This is a genomic window from Shewanella sp. (assembly GCF_013214165.1).
In the GTDB taxonomy this organism is placed as follows: domain Bacteria; phylum Pseudomonadota; class Gammaproteobacteria; order Enterobacterales; family Shewanellaceae; genus Shewanella.
Map to the genome: position 1 here is coordinate 1 of NZ_JABSSM010000163.1, position 2,778 is coordinate 2,778.

The 2,778-nt window shown below is 40.3% G+C and carries 2 protein-coding genes and 1 pseudogene; 2 read left to right on the forward strand and 1 reads right to left on the reverse strand.

All coding sequences use genetic code 11. The features are described from left to right. Nucleotides 1-382: 382 nt before the first annotated feature. Nucleotides 383-1,343: pseudogene (locus tag HRU42_RS20855) on the reverse strand (transposase). A gap of 183 nt (nt 1,344-1,526) precedes the next feature. On the opposite strand from HRU42_RS20855, the gene HRU42_RS20860 reads away from it, so the two are divergent. Continuing rightward, on the forward strand, nt 1,527-1,835 hold the full coding sequence (locus tag HRU42_RS20860) for a hypothetical protein (RefSeq protein ID WP_295033987.1): 309 nt from the start codon (nt 1,527-1,529) through the stop codon (nt 1,833-1,835). A gap of 174 nt (nt 1,836-2,009) precedes the next feature. Beyond that, on the forward strand, nt 2,010-2,609 hold the full coding sequence (locus HRU42_RS20865) for a MepB family protein (RefSeq protein WP_295033990.1): 600 nt from the start codon (nt 2,010-2,012) through the stop codon (nt 2,607-2,609). Nucleotides 2,610-2,778: the final 169 nt, after the last annotated feature.

Here is a 2,778-nt window from a genome sequence, read left to right on the forward strand (position 1 = left end):
TCACTGGTTGCGACAGCTGTAACTTCTATGGCTGTAGCGACTGCCGCAGCTGTAACAGACACGGTTACAGCTCCTGATGTCCAAACCGCAACACCGATCGCAGCTGCTCCAGTATAGGCATCTTGGTATTATAACCAAGACACCCAATGTATTATAACCAAGACACCCAATATTATTCTCTGTTAGATGGCCTGTACCTGCTAGAGCCAGATTGCCAGAGAAAATTCGATCCTCCCACTTTTAATACTCCATACAATACTCAATAATTCTGTCATGAATGAAATTCCGACTATTCCCTTGAAAATAAGTCATAAAAATAACCAAGCAGCCGTTTGGTTATGCTTGAGTATAATAATTTAAAATGGATATCTCTCAGTCTTGATTAAATGCTATCTAGCCATCGATGACAGTTGGCGGCTCCTTGTCGTCGTTTGCGGTCAAGGTGTTCACAATACGCTGTTAACTCTTGGGTATTGCCCACAGGCCCTTTGAAAATCTTGGTGAATTCTTGGTTAACTATGAGGTCAGTTTTATCCAGCTTTCTGGTGGAATATTAAGTCTATTTAATATCTTGGCCGACTCTTGACTCATAGAGCCTCGCTTGCCAGCTCTAACGATGCGCCCTGTATCATCAACAAGTTGCAGGTAATCTTTAGCATTGAACATGAGTCCCTTAGGCATTGCTTTATGTTCGTTACCAACAAAAGGCAATAGTGTATTGGGCTGCTCACCGTTAAGCGCTGCCTTAATACGCAGTTTGATACTCGTGAAATCTGAGGTTTCTGGTGTAGCAGCCATCTTAGCGCGGATTGCCCTATCTATCATAAACAGTGGTCTACATAGACCATACAGGCCAGTACACTTGTCCTCAGCATTGGCTCGTTGAGCGATAGGTTCATTCAGTGCCCGCAACTCTTATGCAAGCGTTAGCAAGAGATATCCATCAGCCGTAAGCGGTACTCTTTGACTCGCTTATTGATAATGCTTTGTTGATAGGATTCAAGTAGTTCACCTTTAACAAAGTCGTGATTAAGGCTATCGCCTTTAAACAGCTTTTGCCATTGAGTAACCACTTCGATATCTGACCAATGCTTAGCTAACTCCACATCAATACGTAATACGAGATGTAGATGGTTACTCATCACTACGTAAGCACAAATATCAATGGCAAATACAGCTGCAAGTTCTAATAGTCGACTTTCAACCCAATCCCGTCTATGCTCATAGGATTGACCTGTATAATGATCAACTCCGCACAAAAAAGCCTTTCTAACACAACGAGATACACAGTGATAATAGAGCGTATACTCTAAGCTGACTAACGCTTTTCTTGGTGTAGGCATAATAAACCCTCCTCAACAACTCTGACTTAAGCGTAGTCAAGGGATCTTAATCTGACAATCCTGGGTGTCTTGGTTGTTACAACCACTTAGCGGTGATAGGCTGGCGAAAAGTTAATAAGCAGACAGGAACGTTATCCTGCTGCTAATCAATAAGCTGTTATATTTTTCAGGGATAACTTGAATATGGAAATTATAGATAAGTCTGGAAGAGACGGATTTGAAAATCTTTTCGTATTGTCGATTTCAAGCCTTCTAGCTTTATTGGCTTTGATTTTGGTTAGTGCGGGATGGTCGATTTTAGTTCTTGTAGTCAGCTTGCCAATATCTATGGTGGCTTATAAGCACTACAAAGGTTCAATTGATTCATCCTTTGTAGAACAAGGACTAACCAGTAAAAGTGCACAAAAATTGGCTGTTGCATACTTTTATGCACAAGGTCTTGTTGTCGGTGCAGTGTTCAGTTGGACGTTTGGAAGTGTTATTTTTAGCTAACTGTATGAAAAAAATAACAAGGCCAAGCAATCCGACTTCGTCAGCTGTCACGTATTTTGCAAATATCGCAAAAAATCGCGCCAACTACTCCACGGTTGTTGGCGGCGTTAGGTGTCTGAACTAGTTTCATGTTTATAGCTTAATAGTATTTAAATCGAAAAAGGTATTTCTTTGGTGAATAAAAATTATCGTGATGAGTTGGAATCTCTATTAGTTAAAGTGTTTGTGCCAGCAGGTTATAAAATAACTAAAAAAGTTGAGTTAGACCCTGTCCCTGAAAGCTCTAAATATGAAGCGTTAAATTTTTCCCTAAACGATAGAAGTATTGTTTATCGGAAAGGTAAAGTAACTGCAGATAGGCCGGGCGCCTTTTTGGCTGTTTGGCAGCGACCAGATTTAGAGGATGAGGATGATAATGGCAATAAACCTATACCATTAACATCGAGTGAGCTTGATTATTTATTTATATATGTAGAGAGTCATTCTAATATTTCGGAAACGCTCGAACATAGCTCTAAATATGGAATGTTTATTTTTCCCGCCTCACTTTTAATTGAAAAAGGAATTGTATCTTCGGTCAAAAGTAAAGGAAAAACAGGATTTAGAGTATTCCCTCCGTGGAGTCAAGATAGAGGAATTGTTGGAACTAAGGTTTTTTCTGAATCTGGCAAGAAAACTCAGCGTTGGCAAATACCATTTTTTCTAGAGATTGATGATAATGGTTTAATTGATTCGTGTGAATTAAATATACTGCTTAATAATAAACGAGTGTGAATCACACCTAATCGGGTAGCCGGAGGTATCTAACCACCAGCCCCAGGGGCAGCGCATGAGCGATTAATTTTTACTCGCACCGCTCAAACCCGCCTCTAATACGCGTTCTAGGTTAGATGGGTTCATCAAACAGCGCTTTTGCTTACCCACTATACTTACCTTAGTTGGC

Coding starts and splice junctions, on each gene's coding strand:
- HRU42_RS20860 (WP_295033987.1), top strand. CDS start 1,527: ATGGAAATTATAGATAAGTCTGGAAGAGACGGATTTGAAAATCTTTTC.